11 protein-coding genes are annotated in these 16,368 nt (G+C 67.6%); 5 read left to right on the forward strand and 6 right to left on the reverse strand.

The window, feature by feature from the left end:
• Nucleotides 1-111: 111 nt before the first annotated feature.
• A complete protein-coding gene (gene dnaB / locus L978_RS17570) occupies nt 112-1,485 on the reverse strand; it encodes a replicative DNA helicase (protein ID WP_047524691.1) in 1,374 nt (457 codons plus the stop codon).
• Between the two features lie 530 nt (nt 1,486-2,015).
• On the opposite strand from dnaB, the gene L978_RS17575 reads away from it, so the two are divergent.
• Together L978_RS17575 and L978_RS19255 are read left to right on the forward strand one after the other, a co-directional pair.
• Nucleotides 2,016-3,068: a hypothetical protein gene (locus L978_RS17575; RefSeq protein ID WP_231555098.1), complete on the forward strand. Its 1,053-nt coding sequence runs from the start codon at nt 2,016-2,018 to the stop codon at nt 3,066-3,068.
• Between the two features lie 102 nt (nt 3,069-3,170).
• Nucleotides 3,171-4,565 (forward strand): hypothetical protein, encoded by a 1,395-nt coding sequence (locus L978_RS19255; RefSeq protein WP_047524692.1) that lies wholly within the window; start codon nt 3,171-3,173, stop codon nt 4,563-4,565.
• Between the two features lie 333 nt (nt 4,566-4,898).
• Here L978_RS19255 and L978_RS17585 read toward each other — a convergent pair whose 3' ends face one another.
• The 5 genes from L978_RS17585 to L978_RS18460 are packed head-to-tail and all read right to left on the reverse strand — an operon-like array spanning nt 4,899 to nt 9,204.
• Nucleotides 4,899-5,234: a hypothetical protein gene (locus L978_RS17585; protein WP_156118325.1), complete on the reverse strand. Its 336-nt coding sequence runs from the start codon at nt 5,232-5,234 to the stop codon at nt 4,899-4,901.
• 8 nt (nt 5,235-5,242) lie between these two features.
• Complete coding sequence (locus tag L978_RS17590; RefSeq protein ID WP_052193842.1) at nt 5,243-6,085, reverse strand: hypothetical protein; 843 nt, start codon at nt 6,083-6,085, stop codon at nt 5,243-5,245.
• 21 nt (nt 6,086-6,106) lie between these two features.
• Nucleotides 6,107-6,970: an amidohydrolase family protein gene (locus tag L978_RS17595; protein WP_047524697.1), complete on the reverse strand. Its 864-nt coding sequence runs from the start codon at nt 6,968-6,970 to the stop codon at nt 6,107-6,109.
• On the reverse strand, nt 6,970-8,166 hold the full coding sequence (locus tag L978_RS17600) for a CaiB/BaiF CoA transferase family protein (RefSeq protein WP_047524702.1): 1,197 nt from the start codon (nt 8,164-8,166) through the stop codon (nt 6,970-6,972). Before L978_RS17600 ends, L978_RS17595 begins: the two co-directional genes overlap by 1 nt.
• Before the next feature lie 33 nt (nt 8,167-8,199).
• Nucleotides 8,200-9,204: an alcohol dehydrogenase catalytic domain-containing protein gene (locus L978_RS18460; protein WP_156118326.1), complete on the reverse strand. Its 1,005-nt coding sequence runs from the start codon at nt 9,202-9,204 to the stop codon at nt 8,200-8,202.
• Between the two features lie 193 nt (nt 9,205-9,397).
• Here L978_RS18460 and L978_RS17610 point away from each other — a divergent pair, with 193 nt between their 5' ends.
• From L978_RS17610 to L978_RS17620, 3 genes are all read left to right on the forward strand, one after another.
• Entirely contained in the window at nt 9,398-10,474 is a 1,077-nt protein-coding gene (locus L978_RS17610; protein WP_047524703.1) for an ABC transporter substrate-binding protein, read from the forward strand.
• A gap of 183 nt (nt 10,475-10,657) precedes the next feature.
• Complete coding sequence (locus L978_RS17615) at nt 10,658-11,260, forward strand: RNA polymerase sigma factor (protein ID WP_197055685.1); 603 nt, start codon at nt 10,658-10,660, stop codon at nt 11,258-11,260.
• Nucleotides 11,261-11,799: 539 nt separating this feature from the next.
• Nucleotides 11,800-16,170, forward strand: coding sequence for an isopeptide-forming domain-containing fimbrial protein (locus tag L978_RS17620; protein ID WP_047524705.1), 4,371 nt, complete (start codon nt 11,800-11,802; stop codon nt 16,168-16,170).
• Nucleotides 16,171-16,368 lie beyond the last annotated feature (198 nt).

The following is a 16,368-nucleotide window of genomic DNA, read 5'->3' on the forward strand; positions in this document are numbered from 1 at the left end:
CCTCCACTTCGAACGCGGTGCGGAACGAAAGCGGACCGATTCAGTGGCCACTTGGGCGGTGCTCAGAGACCGATCGAAAGACGCGCGGAGTCTTCTCCCGGAACCTACAAGTCAGTTGAAGTCGCCGCCAGGAGCCATGTCCATGAACCGCGAGTAGTGCCCCTGGAACGCGACGGTGATCGTGGCGGTCGGGCCGTTGCGGTGCTTGGCGACGATCAGGTCGGCTTCACCGGGTCGCACGTCTTTGTCGTAGACGGAGTCGCGGTGCAGCAGGATGACCATGTCGGCGTCCTGCTCGATCGAGCCCGACTCTCGCAGGTCGCTGATCGCGGGCTTCTTGTCGGTGCGCTGCTCGGGACCACGGTTCAGTTGCGACAGAGCGATGACCGGAACCTGGAGTTCTTTGGCGATGAGCTTGAGGCTTCGCGAGAACTCCGAGACCTCCTGCTGACGCGACTCGACGCGCTTGCCCGACGTCATCAGCTGCAGGTAGTCGATGATGACCATGCGCAGGCCCTCGCGCTGCTTGAGGCGACGGCACTTGGCACGGATCTCGACGAGCGTCATGTTGGGACTGTCGTCGATGTAGAGCGGCGCGTCGTTGATGCGTCCGCGGGTCGCGGCGACCGTGGTCCAGTCGCGGGGGTCGAGGTTTCCCTTGCGCATGTTCTGCAACGGGATCGCGCCCTCGGCGCTGAGCAGACGCATCGCGATCTCGCTCTTGCCCATCTCGAGGGAGAAGAACACGGAGGGAAGGTCGTGGCCGATGGAGGCCGCGCGCGCGAAGTCGAGCGCCAGCGTCGACTTACCCATTGCGGGTCGAGCGGCGACGACGATCATCTGACCGCCGTGCAGGCCGTTCGTGAGTTCGTCGAGTTCCTTGAACCCGGTCGGAACGCCGGTCATCGAACCGTCACGACCGCTCGCGGCCTCGATCTCTTCAAGCGCGGCATCGACGGCGATCTGCAGCGGGACGTAGTCTTCTGCAGTCTCGGAACCGGTGATCGAGTAGATCTCGGCCTGAGCGTTGTTGACGAGGTCGGTCGCGTCACCCTCGCCCGCGTAGCCCAGCTGCACGATGCGGGTACCGGCGTCGACGAGTCGGCGCAGGATCGCCCGCTCCGAGACAATGCCGGCGTAGTAGCCCGCATTCGCGGCGGTGGGGACGATCGAGGTAAGGGTGTGCAGGTAGTCGGCACCGCCGGCGCGACCGAGCTCGCCCGTCTTGATGAGCTCGTCGGTGACGGCCACGACGTCGGTGGGCTCGCCGTGCGAGTACAACGAGAGGATGGCCTCGAAGATCAACTCGTGCTTCGGGATGTAGAAGTCGGCGCCCTTCAGCGTCTCGATCACATCGGCGACAGCGTCCTTCGACAGGAGCATTCCGCCCAGAGCACTCTGCTCGGCGAGAAGGTCGTGAGGAGGCGTGCGCTCCGGCCCGCGCGACGCGCCCATGCGCTCCTCTGAGATGTCGGCGATCGACACAGTCTTCCCTTCGATGCGACGTTTCCGATGCGATGCCCTGATGAGCGTCTCGACGGCTCAGCCGTCTGATCCTCGACCGTCACGCCGTCCTGCACAGCGAAACAGGTGCCTCCGACATTCGGTCGCTCGCTCACGCTACGAGCGACTCTTTCCCCATGCAACACGGCCTGTGGATAACCATGTGGAAAGCGTGCGGACAAAGTCGGAGTGTCTGTGCACAACAGGTGTGGATAACCCCGTGGAGTGCTCCGACTTCAAACTTTTTTATACCCCCTGAACAGCGTTTTCCTGTTTCCCCACCCTGTGGATGAGAATCAGTTTAAATCGGGCGTTGAAGGTTGGCCCCGTCGGGGACGGGATGTGTAGAACCTGGGGAAAGTCAAGCCGAGATTTCGTCGGGCGCGTCACAGGCCGACATCGGCGGAAACCCGCGGATACCCCCCTAGACAGACGGTCCGGACGCGAGTATCGTCACCGGCAATCGACGCATCTGCGCCGAGGTGACGTTGCCTTCGGAGGGGGAGGTCGACGTGGACGTTCGGGCCACCCGACGCGGCGTTCCAGCCGCCGTCCTCTGGGGTGCCCTGGGAGTGCTCGCCTGGGCGACTCTCGCCGTCTTCCTCGGAGGCGGGTCCGCGCATGCGGACGACCGCGACGATGGCCCACTCGACGGACTCACCTCGCTCGTCGGCGACACCGTGTCGAGCGTGACAGCTCCCGTGAAGCCGGTCGTCACGGAGGTTGTCGCTCCGGTAGTCACCAAGGTGGTCGCGCCGGTCGTCACCAAGGCCGTCGCACCCGTCGTCACCAAGGTCGTCGCCCCCGTGCAGCACACCGCACCGGCGGTCGTCGAGACCGTCACGGAGGCGGTCGCCGCGACTCCGGTCGTCGGCACCGTGACAGCGCCCGTCGTGCAGACGGTCACGGAGACGGCGCACGACGTGGTCGCCCCCGTCACCGCGGTGCTCTCCGACGCACCGGTCTCGCAGATCACCGATCCACTCCTCGACACCGTCGCCGGCCTTCCGCTCGTCGGAGGACTCGTCACCGATCTCGGCGTGATCACCACCGTCGACGACTTGGTCGACGTCGTCGACGACACCACGGCCATTCTCGGCGGCGTGGTGGATTCGACCGTCCCGCCCGTGCTCGACGCCCTGGACCCGACGACACCCGATCCCGCACCGGGTACCGGAGTGGTCGTGGAGCCCTCGACGCCCGGCGCCACCACGGTCGCGCCCAGAGATGAGGCCGCGCCCGGACCGGCGCCGCTCTCGGCGTCGCCATCCCGAGCACTCTCGGGCGTAGAGTCCGTCGCGGCCGTTTCGGCCGGCTCCTCCCACGCGGTCGGATCCGGCGCCGACGCCACCGGTGCGCCCGAAAACTCTCCCCCGGGAACCCTCCCGGGCGGCCCTGTTCCCGCGTCTTCCTCCGCCGGTTCCGGCGGAGGGGCAGGCGCTGCCCACGCGCGTCTCAGCGACGTGGATCCTTCTCCGCTCCGTGCTGGCGAGCGGACCTCCGGCGCATCCGACGACGCTCTTCCGACGTCGCTGGTCGCCGATACCGACGTCTCTCCTGACTGACGGACCGTCACGTCGTTCCTTCGGGGACGACAGATGCCGTGCTGCGCGCGCACGTCGATCGCGCGCACCCATCAGACGATCCCATCAGTCAGGAGAACGATCATGCGCACGTACATCAAGCGGGCCCTGTGGGGCACGCTCATCGCCGGGGGCATCACGCTCCTCGGCGCGACGGCCGCCAATGCGGCCGAGACGACCGGAGAGGACGGGCTGCTCTCGGGCACCCAGGCGGAGACAGCGATCACCGCGCCCATCACGGTCGTCAGCAACGCGATCTCGGTGCTGGGCGACACCGTCGTCTCCGCACCGGCACCCGCGCCCGCATCGGCACCCGCGCCCGCACCGGCACCCGCCCCTGCACCCGCACCCGCCCCTGCACCCGTCACCAGCGGGTCGGACGGCACGGCATCCGGCACACAGGCCGTGGTGACCGTGAACCTTCCCGTCACCGTGTCGAACAACGCGGTGAGTCTGCTCGACGACAGTTCCTCGACCAGCGCCCCGGCCGCGGCTCCCCAGAGCCCGGCTCCCCAGGCCGCGACACCGGCCGAGGCGCCCCTCGTGACCACGAACGGCGTGGACGGCGTGCTCGCGGGCACGCAGGCGCTCCTCGCGGTCAACGCACCGATCACCGTCACGGGCAACGCCGTGTCGCTGCTCGGCGACAGCGCCAGCACCGGCACGGGCACACAGGGAGCCGCAGCACCGGCACCCGCCACCCCCACCGACGCAGCCACCTCCGGCGAGGACGGCATCGGCAGCGGCACACAGGTCGTCGCACCCGTCACAGCACCGATCACGGTGTCGGGGAACGCGATCTCCCTGCTCGGCGACAGCGCCAGCACCGGCGCCGGCACGCAAGGAGCCGCAGCACCGGCCACTCCGGCCACCGGCGGGAACACCACCAGTGGTTCCGGCGGCATCCTCGGCGGCACCCAGATCACCGCACCCGTCACCGCCCCTGTGGGCGTGACCGGCAACGCGATCTCGCTGCTCGATGACGCGACCGTCACCGGCACCGGCGGGAACGCCTCCGCGCCGGCCACCCCGACCACCGGCGGCATCACCACCAGCGGTCTCGGCGGCCTCCTCGGCGGCACCCAACTGGCACTGCCGATCAGCCTTCCGATCACGCTCGGCGGCAACGCCATCTCGGTGCTCGGCGAGGCCACGGTGACAGACCCGGGCACTGACCCCGGAACCGATCCCGGAACCGATCCCGGAACCGATCCCGGAACCGATCCGGGTACGGATCCCGGCACCGACCCCGGAACGGACCCGGGAACCGACCCGGGAACCGACCCGGGTACCGATCCCAGCACCGACCCCGGCACCTCGACCGGTTCCGCCACCGCTTCGGGCGCGGCGTGGACCGGCCAGTCGACGGGGCTCGCGATGACGGGCGGGGCCTCCCCGGCAGGACTGATCGTCCTCGCCATGATCCTGCTCGCCCTCGGAGGTGCGGGCCTTCTGCGACGTCGCGGAGCGTCAGCGTAGGGAGAAACGCCGGCGGTGCGGCCGTCCTCGGGGGAGGAGACCCCGCACCACCGGTGCGCCGACGCGTCACCATCAACCCCCCAGCGACGGGTTCGTAGCCCCCAGCTCCCCGTCGCCCGACGCCGGCGCAGAACGGGCGGATGCCCCGTGGAAATTCCACCACGGGGCATCCGTCGCGCCCGCGCGCTCGTCTCGCGGGCCAAAGCATCCGAGGTCCACTTGTCGGGAGCCTGGGCAGATGCAAGGAGAAAGTAGCCTCGAACGCCGCCTCCGGACGGATTCTCCCGACAGGTGCACCGCCAACCGGCGAGGAGGCAGCGCGGGAAGACCGAGTCAGGGGATGTCGTCGACCTCGCCGTACGGGATGATCGCCGCGCGATACCGCTCCACGAGGTCACGCCATCCGAACCCCTCGGTGTACTCGTGCTCGTAGACCGCCTCGGTGAAGTGCCAGAGCAGATACGGATGTGCACCCAGGCCGTAGAGCGCACCGTAGTCGCGGTTCACGAAGGCGACACGCTCCTCCGGGGTCAGCACCCGGTCGTCGGCGACGGCGTCCGTACCCGCTCCTCCCGCGAGCCAACGATCGACGAAGCCCTCGGTGTCGGCCACGTAGGCGTTCACGTTCGCGGTGCTCATCTCGACGGCGCGGATGAACTTGTTCATCATGTACCGGCTCACGACGCGGCCCCCCACAGGAAGAACGGACTGGAAGCGAAGCGCGAGGTCGTGGCCTCGGCGAGCTCCGCCGGTCGACCCTGCATCGCGGCGAGCGCGGCGACGATGTTCACGTACTGGTAGGTGACGTTGCCCGCGGCCATGATCCGGTCGAACCGGCAACCGGCGATCGCCCCGTCGAGGTCGCCGTCACGCATCCAGGCGACGGCCTCGGCATCGAACTCGGGATCGGGGGAGCCGTTGAACGTGCGCGGTCCGCCGACGTCTGTGGCCATGTGCCCCGAGGTGAGCAGCCCCACCCTCGCGTCGCTGTCCCACGACTCCACCGCGGTGCGGAGATGGTGCCCGAGAGCGGCGAAGCGCGCGGCGGTCGGCAGCGGAGGCAGGATCGAGTTCGCATGGATCGGCACGATCGGCAGGTCGAGTTCGGGCCGAACGTACTGCAGCGGGAGCACGAAGCTGTGGTCGAGGCGCCACTCGTGCGACACCGAGAAGTCGATCGTCTCGGGCAGCACCTCGCGGCCGGTGATCTGCGTCGCCAGCTCCGGGCTGCCGGTCAGCTCGGCGTACTCCATGCCGAAAGTGCGCACCTCGTTCTCGTAGGTGCCGTGGTACGACGCAGCCCTGCCGACGATGAACGCGGGCGAGTTGTCGGAGAAGAACTGGCGCACGTGATCGGTGCCGAGCACGATGAGGGTGTCGACTCGGGCAGCGGCGATGGCCTCGCGGATGCGGCGGAAGTTCGCCTCGACCGCGATCAGATCATCCGGCATCGGCTCTCGCATCGCCCGCCACAACAACGGGTTGTGCGGGGTCGCGGCGGCCATCACGAGTTCAGCCACGATCGGCTCCTTCCCGGGTGCTCACAGTCGGAACAGCTTCCGTGCGTTGTCGAGCAGGATCTTCCGGCGCGACTCCTCTTTGAGTCCGAGCGCGTCGAACTCGGTCATCCACCGATCCGCGGTCATCACGGGCCAGTCCGAACCGAAGAGGACGCGGTCGGAGATCAGCGAGTCGGCGTAGCGGACCACTTCCGGCGGCAGGTACTTCGGCGCCCAGCCGGACAGATCGAGGTACACGTTCGACTTGTGCCAGACCATCGCGAGGTTCTCGAGGTGCCAGGGCCAGGCCGGGTGGGCGCTGATGATGTTCAGTTCGGGGAACTCGGCCGCCACGTCGTCGATGTACGGGACGGGACGGGCGTTCTCGAGCCGGTAGCCGCCACCGCCCGGGGTGCCCGCACCGGCGCCGGGGAAGCCGGAGTGGAACATCACCACGAGTCCGAGTTCGGCACAGGTCTCCCAGATCGGGAAGAACCGCCGATCGTTGGCGAGGAACTTCTGGCGGGACGGATTGAGCTCGCCGACGCCCTTGATGCCGTACTCGTCGTGCATCCGTCGGATCTCGGCCACCGCGGCCTCACCCTTCCACGGGTCGATGCCGGCGAAGGCGAGGAAGACGTCGGGGTGGTCCTGCTGCGCCTTGCCGAGGAGATCGTTCGGCGCACCCTTGATCCCGCTCGTGGTCTCCGAGTCGGAGTTCACGATGACGGCCATCATCTTGCGTTCGCGATACTGATCCGCCTGCTCGGCGAAGGACACGACCGGCCGCTCGCGCCCGAAGTGGGCGGCCATCTGGGAGTGCCTCCGGCCCATCGCCGCGATGAACTCCTCGGTCTGCGGGTGGGTGTGGACGTCGATCGCGACGAGGTCGTCGATGCCGGGCATCAGGCAGCCCCTTCCTTCGCTCGTGCGGGTTCGGAGTCGGTGGCTGCGGATCCGGACCGCAGCCCGGTCAACGCCTCGGTGTCGGCACCGAGTGCGGGTGCATAGCGCAGCTCCGGCCGCCCGGAACGCTCGAAGCGGATGCTGGGGGCCGGCACGCGCAGTACGCCGTCCGGTCCGTCGATCTCCTCCACCAGCCCCATGCTCGCGATCTGCGGGTCGTCGAACAGATCGCCCATCGTGTTCAGCGGGCCGTGCGGGATGTCGTGCGCGGCGAGCCGGTCGAGCCAGTACTGGCGGGGACGGGTCGCCGCGATCTCCTTGAGCACCGCGTCGAGCTCGTCGTAGTTGCGCACGCGTGCCTCGCGGGTCGAGAAGCGCGGGTCTTCGGCGAGGTCGGGCCGCTCCAGCACATCGAGCAGTCCGGTCCAGAACTTCTCCGGCACCGACATGTGGACCACGAACGCCTTGTCGTCTGAGCCACGGCACGCGTAGGCCTGCGCCCGACGCGGCCGCGAATCGGGCGAGGAGACCTGCCCCGTCTCGAGGAATGCCGACGCCGACTCGGTGAGGAAGTCCAGCAGTGCGCCGACCATCGTGACCTCGACGTGCTCCCCGACCCCGCTCACATCGCGAGCGTGCAGTGCGGCGAGCACCGCTTGCACGGCCGACATCCCGGAGAGCAGATCGGAGAACGCCGGGCCGAGCGGGCGGATCGTGGACGCGGGGACGACCTGGCTGTACATGCCGCCGGTGGCGGAGATCACGGTGTCGTAGGCGGGACGCTTCGCAGCGGGCCCGGTAGGGCCGAAGCCGGTGATGGAGCACGAGATGATCCGGGGGTTGCGAGCGTGCAGATCCTCCGGACCGAATCCGAGCCGTGCGGCGACCCCCGGACGGAAGTTGTCGAGCACGATGTCCGCGTCATCGACCAGGGCGAACAGCGCGTCGAGGCCCTCAGCGCTCTTCAGATCGAGCACGACCCCGCGCTTGCCGCGGTTGTACGCAGCGAACTGCGGGCTCATCGTCGCCCGCCCCTCCCACCGGCGCATGGGGTCGCCCTCGGGGGATTCGACCTTGACCACGTCCGCCCCGAGGTCGGCCAGCAGCTTCGCGGCGAACGGACCCGAGATGTACTGACCCAGCTCGATCACGCGGATCCGGGCCAGCGCTCCGGCGCCCGGCAATGCAGTGCTCATCACTTCTGGTCTCCTCTTCGATACCGAGGGCGGTCATCGCACATCGACGATGACCTTCCCCTCGCCCTTGCGGGGAAAGTCGCGATACGCCGTGGCGACGTCGTCGAGCGCGTAGCGACTGCCGACGAGCGAAGGCAGCGCGCCGGCAGCTGCCAGCGCGAGCGCCTCGGCCGCATCGTCGTAGCGGGCACTGGCCACGCCGAACAACCGCTTGCGGCGCAGGTAGAAGTCGCGGGAGTCGATACGCAGGTCACTGTCGACGGACGCCGCGCAGAACACGGCTCTGCCTCCCCACCGCAATGCCGAGATCGCGGCGCTCAGCGTCGGAGCGTGCCCGGACACGTCGAGGACGACGTCGAAGCCCTCTCCCCCGCTCACCGCAGAGGCCAGAGCCGCAGCATCCGGAGCCTGGATGATCTGCTCCTCGCCGAGCGCCCTGAGGGCTCGGCGAGACGCGGCGACGACGTCCGCGCCGCGCGCGAGGGCGATCGCGACCGCCGCGCGGCCGAGTGTCCCACCGGCACCCGTGATGAGCACCCGCTCGCCTGCCGTGAGTGCGACGGTGCGGACGGCGTTGATCACGATGGACGCGCTGTGGACGACGGCGGTCGCCTGCGCGGCGTCGAGGCCCCGGCGGTCGATCGCGTTGCGGGCGGGGGTGACGACGAACTCCGCTGCTCCCCCGTCGCGATGCACGCCGACGACGGTCTGACGCGGGCAGTCGGCCTCGTCACCCGCCTGGCAGTGCGCACAGACACCGCAGGCGATGTTGGGCTTGACCACGACGGCCTGGCCGACGCGCTCCGGATCGACACCCGCTCCGACAGCGACGATCTCGCCGGCAGGATCGATTCCGAGGATGCGGGGCAGCTGCGCCTGCGCGCCCGGCCCGGTGCCGGCGATGACGTTGAGGTCCAGCTGATTCACTCCGACGGTGTCGACGCGCACGAGCACTTCGCCGGTGCCGGGCGTCGGCACAGCCGTCTCCGCGACGGTCAGACCGTCCAGATCATGGCGGCTCAGCACAGCGGCTCGCATCTTCACCTCTTCATCGCGGGAATCTGTTTCGGATACTGTATCCAATTTTCATCTCGGACGTCTAGACCCTGTTCGAGCACGATATCCCGCAAACGATGGACACCGGAACCCAAATTGGATACCGTATCCCAAAATCCGCGTGAGGCGCCCCACTCCACGGAGGAGTCGCACGCACTTGCCCGAATGGAGAGTCATGCGCACGACACGAAACAGACTCGGCCTCGCCGTGGTCGGCGGCACAGCAGCACTGATGCTGCTCGCCGCCTGCGCCTCGCCGACGCCGACACCGGAAGAACCCGTCGAGCTCGGCGACGGTGAACCCGGAGCCGCCGAAGACACCGACATCACGGTGGCGATCCCCTTCCCCGACGTCACGATGTACTCGATGTACGTCCTCGCGACGGATCTCGGCTACTACGAGGAGGAGGGCCTCACCGTCGAGGTCATCACCGCCGACAACGTCACCGCCGCCGTCGCCAGTGGCAGTGCCGACATCGGCGTCGAATCCACCGGCACCGTGATCGACGCCATCCGCGGCGGCGTCGAGATCGACCTGGTCTCCGGGCACTACTGCCGGCAGAACTTCGACTTCGCGGTGCAGTCCGACGTCGAGAGCGTCGAGGACCTCGACGGCACCTCCATCGTGCTGGCGGGCACCCCCGGCGATCCGGCCGAGTTCCAGCGAGCCCAGGTGCTCAAGGAGGAGGGCTGGGATGTCTCGTCCGTCAACACCGAGGTCGTCTACCCCGGCCCCGGATCGGAATCGTGGACGGAGTTCTTCGTCAACGACAAGATCTCGCTGCAGCCCTTCTACGCCGATGATCGCGCCGCCCTCGAGGAACACGGTGCGAACATCGTCGTCGAGTCGCTGCGCAACTGGGCCAACGACGTGCAGATCGCCGGCACCCAGTGGGCGCAGGAGAATCCGAACACCCTGGTCCGGTTCCTGCGCGCCACGCTCAAGGGCACCGACTTCATGACGGCTCCCGCGCCCGGCGAGTTCCCCGAGAACGCGGAGGAGGCGCTGGACATCTACGAGGCCAACGACTTCGACGTCGCGGAGCTGCGTGAGTCGGACAGCGTCTGGATCCTCGACGGACACCTCGCCTGCCCGAACCTGTACTTCGACGGCGATGCGTGGGACACCACCATCGAGACACAGAAGCTCGAGCCTCTCGACTTCGACGAGGCCCAGCTGGCGTACCTGTTCAAGGCCCAGGAACTCCTCGGCCTCGACAACGCAGGACCGGCGACACTGCCCTACCCGTGACCGACAGGCTGTTCCCGTCGCGAAAACGCACGCTACTTCGCTGTTTGGCGTGACATATCGCGACGGGAGCGGCTTTCGGCACCCGTCACACGAAGGGGTCCCACCGTTGCGCATGGCGGTGGGACCCCTTCGTGGGCCAGGTGCCCATTGCCCGGCGGGCGTGGAAGCATCATCATGGTGCACATGAGCATCGCCGCCGATGGCATCACCGACATCGACCTCGTCGAGCGACTGCGCGCCGGTGACACGTCAGCCGGCGGGACGCTGTACGAACGACACTTCGCCATGGCAGTACGCCTCGCCCGACGATCCGGCCATCCTCACGACGCAGAAGAAATCGCCAGCGAAGCATTCGCCCGCGTATTCGCCGCCATCCGCAAGGGCGGAGGACCCACCGAGGCATTCTCGCTCTACCTTCGCTCCGCCGTCCGCAACGGCGCGATGACCCTCTTCCGCCACCGGGCCCGGGTGCGCACGCTCGACGACATCGAACGCGTCGTGGTCGACCACATCCCGGATCACGCCGACGATGGCCACGACATCGACACCGACCTTGCCGCGGCGTTCGACGCGCTCCCTGGACGATATCGCCAGGTGCTGCGGGCGAGAGTCCTCGAGGGTCGATCGAACCGCGAGTCGGCCACCGCTCTCGGCATGACGGCAACTGCAGAGGCGATGCTGTTCATGCGTGCTCGCCGAGCTCTCAGGAAGAGCTACCTCGATACGGAGTCAGGTCGTCTTCGCGCGGCCATCGCAACGTTCCGGAACCGGCGAACCATACATTGAGCCGGAGCGAGGTCTACGTTCAAAGGGGAGACCCGCTGATCGATCGATCTCAGGGTCGCCACCGCTGGGATTCTGGCCGGTAGCATCGGGCCACGTTCGGCTTCCTCAAGTTCGCCCGCCCCGCCGAGCTCGGGACATGCGTAGGGCGCGCCCGATCACTACGGGGCACCGGAGGGGCCGCACCGAATCGCGCCGGTTGCGCTACTGAGATGCCGGACGATCGTCTCCCCGGGTGAGAGTCGCTGCCTTCTACTTGTAAGCGGCCTGTGCACTATCGGGGGAACAGCGCGGGCCGTTCTCGCGCTCACCGCTCACCCGACAGATCTTCTGCGGCGGCTGGCGTACCCCGGGAACGGGGCAACTTCGGCGTGCCATTCGGCGCGCCCGAACAACGACTAGAAAGTCAGCCAAGAATGACCATAGCAATAGATCCCGGCGCCACTCGGCGTCGTTGGGGGAAGCTTGCGACAGCGAGTGGTGTCGTCGCCGCGCTACTCATCAGCGCCGCTGCCGCTCCTGCCTCCGCCGCGACTCCGAAGATGACCGTGGGAATCGCGCCCATTACCGAGTCCGTGCAGTCCGGAGGGCAACTGACCTACCGGATCACCTACGAGTGCTCCAACATCACCGCCGGGGACTGCGTCGCTCCGGTGCTGAGGATGCCCCGGCCGGTCGGCACCGACCCGAATGGCGTCGCCGTTCCCGCAACGGGTGAGCCGAGCGTTCGCGGCAACGCCGATCTCGTCGGAAACAGCGGAGCGGACCCACTCACGATTCAGCTCACCGACCTGAAGCCTGGTACCACAGGTGAAGTCACCGTCTCCTGGACCGTGCCGAACTACACGACGCTTCCCGGAACGGAGTACCCCGGCGCCGTCGAGGTCGACTACACCGATGGAAGCGGTGCCGCGGGTCAGCAGTCCGCGTCCGCAGCGAGCCCCGCTCCGATCATCACCGACGCAAAAGCTGCGCTCCAGGTCACCAAGCAGACGATCACGCCCGGGAACGAGGCCGAGGTCATCGCTGATGAAGAAGTGACATACCGCATCTACGCCTGCGCTCCGGTGATTCCGCAGATGGGCGCTCTGGACTACGACGATCTCGTGATCGTCGACACGCTGCCCAAGGGTGCGACGTTCGTGTCGGCCACGGGCGGAGGACTGTATGACCCTGCAGCAGAGACCATCACCTGGTCTGTGCCGGAACCCGACCGCAACAGTTGCAACGGCCCGACCGAGACGTTCGAGGCGACGGTGATCTACCCCGCGGATGCATTCGTCCCGGCCGCGGCCGACCCGCAGGCAGCGAATCAGATCGTCAACCGCGTGCACGCCACGGCGACGGCCATCGACGGCACGGGCCTCGAAGCGGACGGCTCACAGACCCACAACTTCTACGGGCCGCCTCTGACGGGAGGCTCGAACATCGTCTTCATCACGACCAAGGGCAAGACCGGCAACACGATCGCGAACACGAACACCACAACCCGGTGGGGCTGGAACATGGTCCTGGGCTGGGCAGACAACGCAGTCGGCGGAGTCGCCGACTACAATCGGCTGCGCACCGCTGTCGCCAGTGACCGCATCCCGTGCATCGTCGACGGTGTTGCAGAGTCACCCGCCGGAACTCCGGTGACCGGATTCCCCGGCACCCTTGCCGTGCCGTCCGATCAGTGCCACACTCCGGCATTCCGCACGGCCCAGATCGAGCTGAAGAACGTCGACCGCGCAAAGCATGTCGCGTCGGTCCAGGTCGCGACGTGGGACGGCAGCACGGCTCGCACCCACACGTGGAACGCCCCCACGGGCTGGAACCCCACGCGGGCGATGGGCGTGTACATGTACGCCAAACCTACCGGCGGCAACCCGTTCGACCAGTCGTTCGACCTCCCTGAAGGCGAGATCGTCACTGACGTCCGCGTTGCGATGAAAGACATCCCGCAGGGGGGCGGCGTCGGCGACTGGGTCGACCTCGCAGGAACCAGCACGAAGGCCTTCGCGGAATCTGGGCTGCTCACGATGACGAACACCTACGTGCCGATGTACTCGGGTGAAGAGTACGCACCTGGCGACGCGCTTCCGTCGACCGTCGGCGGGCTCACCCCCTACGGTGCGCAAGCAAACTTCTATCGCACGCAGTCTGACCCGCAGGTCACCAAGCGCGCGTTGGACTCCGTCTCCGCGCTGAAGCCGGGCAGCACGACCCGTTGGCAGGTAGCGATCTCGAACGGGCCGAACGCCAACATCCCGATGCGCCCGATGCTCGTCGACGTACTTCCCGCAGGTCTCGAGTACGTCGAAGATTCGGCCACGTGGGCGAACGTGAACCTCGTCGGTGAGCCGACGTTGGACATCGACACCGTCACCATCGACGGTGTCGAGCGCACCAAGCTGACGTGGTCGTGGCCCGCCGGCACCGAGCTCAACAACGGAGACCCGGCACCGACTGTCACCTTCAGCACCCAGGTGACGCTCGGCGCTTCCGTCGGCTCCCACACGGGCAACGAATCGCAGCTCGCCGTACTCTTCGACCGCGACACGGATCTCGTTGCCCCCGGCACGAACACTCCCGTCGACACATGGGACCTCGATGGCGACGGTGACACCACCGAAGCCGTCGGGCAGTCCACCGTCGGCTGGACCGTGCTGCCCAGTTCTGGCGCGACGATCGAGAAGCAGGTCAAGGGGGCTTTCGACGCCGACTGGACGACGGACGGCCTCACGGGCGCGACCTTCGACGGAGCTGACTCCCAGGTCGATTACCGGCTGAAGATCACCAACCCGAACACCCTCCCGTTGCGAGACCTCGTTGTCTACGACGTGCTTCCTCACCTCGGCGACACGGCAATCGGTGAGTCGCTGGCAGGCTCCGCGCGTGGCACCGAATGGGCTCCGCGATTCGCATCGGTGACGTCGCTTCCGTCCGGAGCGTCCGTCGAGTTCTCTATGAGCACGAACCCGTGCCGTCCGGAACTCTTCCACGGGCTGTCCGGCCAACCTCTGCCGGCCGGATGCGACGACGACTGGACAGGCAGCGTCCCGTCCGACCCCGCCGACGTCACCGCGCTGCGCATCGTGATTCCCGAGGTCACCCCCTCGGCGGACCCGACATTCGTTGAGTTCCAGATGCATGCCCCTCGTCTCACCGGCGCGGAAGACCTCGCATTCACCGATCCGGCAGCGGTCGCCAACAACAACGTCGCATGGCACACCTACCGCGCGACGTCGGACGGAGACGTGCAGTCGCTTCCCGCGGCCGAAGCTCCCGCCGTGTCAGTGCGCCGCGCGGCCGGTCAGATCGGCGACCGCGTGTGGCTCGACGCCAACCGCGACGGCGTCCAGGACGCTGATGAAAAGGGTATCGAGGGCATCACCGTCGAACTTCGCGACGCGGACGGCAATCCCGTTCTCGATGCCGACGGCGAGCCGATCCGCACCGTCACGGACGAGAACGGTGAGTACCGGTTCACGGTTCCGCTCGGCGAATGGAGCGTGGCATTCGTCGACGCCCCCGCCAAGTACGACCTGACGGTCCCGTCGGCGAGTGGCGACGACAAGACCGACTCCGACGCGACGGCGTTCAACATGCCCACGCACACGGTGGTCGTGTCGGATCCGATCCGCAACGGAGACGGCGCCAACGTCAACCTCGATCTCGATGCCGGTCTCGTGCTCGCTCAGGTGAGCATCGTGAAGGACGACGGCAAGACCGTCGTGCGCCCGGGCGAGGAGAGCACGTACACGATCACCGTGAGCAACAACGCGAGCGGGGCCGCGGCCGAGAACGTGATCGTCACCGATGAGCTGCCTGCAGAGCTGGAGTTCATCTCCGCTTCCCCGGGTGGATCGTACGATGCCGACACGCGGACAGTGACCTGGGACCTCGGAACTCTCCCCGCGGGTGAGACCGTCAGCGTCACCGTCACCGCCGCCGTGAGCGCCAACATCGCTCCGGACACGGAGATCGTCAACGTCGCCACCGTCGCAGGGCCCTGCGACGAGGACTGCGAGACGACCGACATCGACCGCACCCCGCCGCGGGTGTCGATCGAGAAGGACGACCACAAGAACGTCGTCGGCCTGGGTGAGGAACTCACCTACGACCTGACGGTGCGCAACCACTCCGAGGTCACCGATGCCACCGGCGTCGTCGTGACGGACGAGTTGCCTGCGCAGCTGACCTTCGTCGGCGCAAGCGGCGGTGGCACCTACGACGCAGAGACGCACATCGTGTCGTGGAACATTGGTGAACTCGCCGCGGGCGATTCGCGAACGGTCCAGATCACTGCCGTAGTGCACTCCGAGACCCCCGCGGGCGACACGATCGCCAACACGGCAACGGTCGACACCGATCAGGGTTGCGTAGACGAGAACGACTGTGAGACCACGGACATCGATCACACGCCCAACGTGAAGATCGTGAAGGACGACCACAAGACCGTCGTCGCCCCGGGTGAGCAGCTCGACTACGACGTCACGGTCACCAACCTTGCCCAGTGGGGCGCCACCGGCGTCATCGTCGCCGACATGCTCCCGGCGAACGCCACCTTCCTTGCCGCGTCTGACGGGGGAGCGTATGACAGCGCGACCCGGACGGTCACGTGGAACATTGGTGACCTCGCCGGAAACAGCGAGAAGGTTGTCAAGGTTTCCGTGAAGGTCGTGAGCAGCGCGGTAGACGGTGACACCGTCGTGAACAATGCCACGGTCACCACCGACCAGGGTTGCTTCGATGAGGGCGATTGCAAGACCACCGACACCGACCGTGTCGATGGTCCGGCCGTTGCGCTCGCGCAGACCGGACAGACAGTCAGCGCTGTGCTGATCACCCTGGCGGCCGGCATGGTGCTTGCGGGTGCGGTCCTCCTGTTCGTGCGCCGCCGCAGGAGCGGCATGCCCACGGCCGGGTAACGACCCTCACCGCGATAGGGGGTGGGTGGACTCTTCGGAGACCACCCACCCCCTTGTCGTACACCGACGGGCCTACTTTGCGAACACAACGTGGCCAATCCGAACACCCTGGTCCGGTTCCTGCGCGCCACGCTCAAGGGGGCGCCGACTTCATGACCGCGCCCGCGCCCGGCGAGTTCCCCGAGAACGCGGAGGCAA

The sequence above is a fragment of the Microbacterium sp. ZOR0019 genome, from assembly GCF_000800925.1.
GTDB lineage: Bacteria > Actinomycetota > Actinomycetes > Actinomycetales > Microbacteriaceae > Microbacterium > Microbacterium aurugineum.

Coding starts and splice junctions, on each gene's coding strand:
- L978_RS19255 (WP_047524692.1), top strand. CDS start 3,171: ATGCGCACGTACATCAAGCGGGCCCTGTGGGGCACGCTCATCGCCGGG.
- L978_RS17585 (WP_156118325.1), bottom strand. CDS start 5,234: ATGATGAACAAGTTCATCCGCGCCGTCGAGATGAGCACCGCGAACGTG.
- L978_RS17595 (WP_047524697.1), bottom strand. CDS start 6,970: ATGCCCGGCATCGACGACCTCGTCGCGATCGACGTCCACACCCACCCG.
- L978_RS17600 (WP_047524702.1), bottom strand. CDS start 8,166: ATGAGCACTGCATTGCCGGGCGCCGGAGCGCTGGCCCGGATCCGCGTG.
- L978_RS18460 (WP_156118326.1), bottom strand. CDS start 9,204: ATGCGAGCCGCTGTGCTGAGCCGCCATGATCTGGACGGTCTGACCGTC.
- L978_RS17610 (WP_047524703.1), top strand. CDS start 9,398: ATGCGCACGACACGAAACAGACTCGGCCTCGCCGTGGTCGGCGGCACA.
- L978_RS17615 (WP_197055685.1), top strand. CDS start 10,658: ATGAGCATCGCCGCCGATGGCATCACCGACATCGACCTCGTCGAGCGA.
- L978_RS17620 (WP_047524705.1), top strand. CDS start 11,800: ATGACCGTGGGAATCGCGCCCATTACCGAGTCCGTGCAGTCCGGAGGG.